The organism is uncultured Corynebacterium sp. (genome assembly GCF_902782855.1).
Classification (GTDB): domain Bacteria; phylum Actinomycetota; class Actinomycetes; order Mycobacteriales; family Mycobacteriaceae; genus Corynebacterium.
In genome coordinates this window covers 1-3,516 of the sequence record NZ_CACZOO010000258.1, presented here as the reverse complement: position 1 = coordinate 3,516, position 3,516 = coordinate 1, and the positions used below count along the sequence as shown (strand labels likewise).

General features: G+C 67.0%; 4 protein-coding genes. All 4 read right to left on the bottom strand.

The genetic code is table 11. From position 1 onward, the window contains the following. Nucleotides 1–597: 597 nt before the first annotated feature. Nucleotides 598–1,332 (bottom strand): TM2 domain-containing protein, encoded by a 735-nt coding sequence (locus QZV72_RS10490; RefSeq protein WP_297008269.1) that lies wholly within the window; start codon nucleotides 1,330–1,332, stop codon nucleotides 598–600. Nucleotides 1,333–1,654: 322 nt separating this feature from the next. Continuing rightward, nucleotides 1,655–2,161 (bottom strand): TM2 domain-containing protein, encoded by a 507-nt coding sequence (locus tag QZV72_RS10485; RefSeq protein ID WP_297008267.1) that lies wholly within the window; start codon nucleotides 2,159–2,161, stop codon nucleotides 1,655–1,657. 314 nt (nucleotides 2,162–2,475) lie between these two features. Continuing rightward, entirely contained in the window at nucleotides 2,476–3,060 is a 585-nt protein-coding gene (locus tag QZV72_RS10480; RefSeq protein WP_297008266.1) for a carboxymuconolactone decarboxylase family protein, read from the bottom strand. 21 nt (nucleotides 3,061–3,081) lie between these two features. Then, nucleotides 3,082–3,516 (bottom strand): M24 family metallopeptidase (locus tag QZV72_RS10475; protein ID WP_297008265.1); only part of this gene is annotated, 435 nt, incomplete at its 5' end.

The window sequence follows — 3,516 nt, the reverse complement described above, 5'->3', positions numbered from 1 at the left end:
CCCACCTCGCCAGCATCGCCACCGGCGCCTCCACATGCCCCAGCGAACACACCACGTACACCACCTCGGTGGACTTATTGCCCTCTCCACTGCGGTGGCGATGGATCTGGTGGTCCATCCTGCCGCCCGAAGTTCCGCAGTGGTCCAGTGGTCGCCCATGAGATATCCCCTCCCCGACGGCCCCTGCCGTCCGGTTTCACCTTAGTGTCCGGACAGTGTCCGCTGGTCCCCACCGGGCTGATCCGGTCTCCCCATGTACGCGACGCAACCGGATCGGCCCGGACCGGCGCGCACCGCCGCAGCAGCTCACCCCTGGTCACGGTTCTGCCGGACGTAGTACGTTGACCAACGTTGACTGCATCCGGTCGTCCCCGTCCTCTCCGCACCGAAGACCCACGTCGGAAACGGCCGGGCGATGATCTCCTGCGAGACGGTCGCTGCCCGCCGCCGGCTACGACGCTCTCCCCCGGGTCGTCTCCGGTGCCGTTGTCGAGGGGGCGACAAGTCGGCGATGGCCGCACGGAACATCCCCTCCCCGCTCTCCAACACCTGGTTGCTGGAGACGACCGGTGGACAGTGGAAGATCGCTGCGGAGACCTACTGTACCAGGCGTCCTTCCTTGTCAAACTGGTACGACCGTGCGTTGGAGAGGATCATGATGAACTCGACGAACGCCCAGATCGCCACCGCGGTGAGGAGAATGCCTGCGGCGATGACGATAATGCCACCGGCGATGATGAGCCCGTCATTGTCCGAGTAGCTGTAGTAGCCGTAGCCCGAGGAGCCTGCCACCCACTCCTGGTCCGACTCGGCGCCGGCGCCGATGCAGCCTATTCCGGCGAAGACACCGATCCAGCCGATCACGGCCATCACCAGCTGAGCGACCGCCTTGCCGGTCTTGCCGAAGTAGAAGTTGTGGGCGCCGACGGAGCCGAGGAAGAACGCCAGGAGCGCCCCGGCGATCTTCGACTTCGGCGAGACTACGGCATTCGGCGGGTAGCCGGCGCCGGGGTAGCCCGGAGCGGCGTAGGCGTTCGGAGGGTAGACCGGCGCCCCGTACCCGTTCGGCGGGTAACCACCCTGCTGCGGGTAGCCGCCGGCATACCCCGGCTGGGACCCCTGCTGGTAACCGGGCTGGTGACCGGACGGATATCCGGGCGGCGAATCGGCCGGCTGGCTCGACAGACCGGGGTAGTCGCCCTCACTCTGCACCCCCTCGACGTCGTCGGAGAACGGGGACTGCGGGAACTGGTCGTCGTCCCTGCTGCTCGACGGTCCTGGATCGGTCACGGTGGGCTCCTCGGGGGTCACGGCGGCAGTGAAAAAGTTCATTGTTCCCCCGTATCGTAGCGGATGAACACCACCCCTGGACCTGTTCCTGCCGCAGCAGGAGCCCCTTCACCATCGGTGGCGTAACCGGCTGAAGACCACCCGCACCAGCTGCGGAGGGACGCCGTGCCCACCGGGGCACCGTCCTGCTCCGGGACACCTGGCTGACCTGGCTGACCGGACCGGTCCCGCCGTCCGCCGGCCGTCCGCACTGTTCCATGCGCCCGGCCGGGTAGCGCGGACTCCTCCCGGGGACCGGACGCCGACCCGTCGGGGGGTCGATGCGGTTCCACAGCTGCTTAGCGTCCTCACCCTCCGGTAAGGATCAGCGCAACGGCAGTCCCTGCCGGTCGGTGGAGTAGGACCGGGCACCGGCGAGGATCATGATGAACTCGACGAAGGCCCAGATGCCGACCGGGGCCAGGAAGAGGAGCCAGGCGGCGCCGCTCACGATCCCGCCCACCATCACCATGTCCGGGTCGTAGCTGTAGGAGTAGGCGGCGCCGGCGCTGGCGATGATGCCGACCCCGACGAAGTACAGGACCCAGCCGATGATCGCCAGCACCAGCTGTGTGACCGCCTTACCCGTCTTCCCCAGGTAGAAGTTGTGCGCGCCCAGCCAACCGAGGAAGAACGCCAGCACTGCCGCGGCGACCTTCGACTTGGCCGACGGCTGCGTCGCACCGCCGTAGGCGCCGTACCCCGGCTGAGGCGGGTATCCGTAGACCCCTGCCTGTGGGTAGCCCTGCTGCTGGGGATACCCCGGGGGCGCGGGGTCCTGCTGCTGGCCGAAGCCCCGGGCACCAGCACCCCACGAATCCTGATTCGTCACTGACGTTCTCCTGTCGTCGTAGCCTCACTGTCGGATGAAGCCTAACCCGCCGGCAGTCGCCTGTAACGCCCGCAAAAAAGAGGGCCGGGAAACCCCGGCCCTCTCTCCGCATTCGTCAACCCCCTACCAAGGAATCATCCGAAAGGAGCCACCCGACCTTCACGGTCAGGCACTCACCTTGCAGTCTACACACATGTGGAACTCAGTGCAGACCAGTGTTGGACACAGCGTTTCTCACACCCTCTTTCTTATAAATGAATCACTGTCATACTGTGCCGGCGACCCACCCCCCTGCGCCCGCCTCCGGACACCATCTACCGCTGCTCGTCCAGCGGCGTCCGCAGCACGGACAGCGCGGTGGCGAGCCCGCCGTAGTTGGTCACCAGCATCACCAGCGCCACGCACTCCCGGTCGGTGAGGAAGGACGCCAGCCGCTCCCACGCCGGGTCCGAGACCTCCCCGAACCGGACGATCTCATCGGTGACGTCGAGCATCGCCCCGCGGCGACCGTGGAACCCGTGGCGCCCCGGCTCCCACCCCTCGTCGACCCGCGTCGCCGCGACGATGTCCCCCTCGATCAGTCCTGCCCTCATGCCCAACGCGGTGTGGTGGTCCATCTCGTAGTCCCCACCCGAGTTCCCCTTCAACGCCGCGACCCGCAGGATCACCAGCTCCGATTCCGCCCTGCCGAGCGCACCGAAGGGCATCATCGTGGCCGAGTACACCAGCCAGGCGGGCAGCATGCGTCTCACCCGTCCGACGGTCGCGAACACCCCGAGCGTCCGCTTCCCCCGGACCCTGGCACCGATCCGCTCGACGGCGAAGTTCACCGGCCCGAGCTCACGCAGTCCCGGCCGCTTCTCCCCCGGACGTCGTGGCACACGCGCTGAAACAGTCATGCCACCGACGCTACCGGAGGACTACTTCTTCGTCTGGTCCTTCTCACCTTCGCGCAGGGTGAGCACATCGACCCCGTCCTCGGTGACGACCATGGTGTGCTCCCACTGGGCGGTCCACTTCCGGTCGGTGTTCTGCACGGTCCAGTTGTCGTCCCAGATGGTGTAGTCCAGCGAGCCGAGGTTGAACATCGGCTCGATGGTCAGCGTCATCCCCGGCTCCAGGACCGTGTTGTACGCCTCCTCGTCGTGGTGGACGATGATCAGACCGTTGTGGAACGTCGGGCCGACCCCGTGGCCGGTGAAGTCCCGGACCACGTTGTAGCCGAAACGCTTGGCGTAGGCCTCGATGACCCGGCCGATGACGTTGACCTCGCGGCCCGGCTTCACCGCCTTGATGCCGCGCCACATCGCGGTGTAGGTCCGGTCGACGAGCAGCTGGTGCTCCTCGGAGACGTT

Excerpts from the sequence above, each read along its gene's own strand:
- QZV72_RS10490 (WP_297008269.1), bottom strand. The coding sequence starts at position 1,332 with ATGAACTTTTTCACTGCCGCCGTGACCCCCGAGGAGCCCACCGTGACC.
- QZV72_RS10480 (WP_297008266.1), bottom strand. The coding sequence starts at position 3,060 with ATGACTGTTTCAGCGCGTGTGCCACGACGTCCGGGGGAGAAGCGGCCG.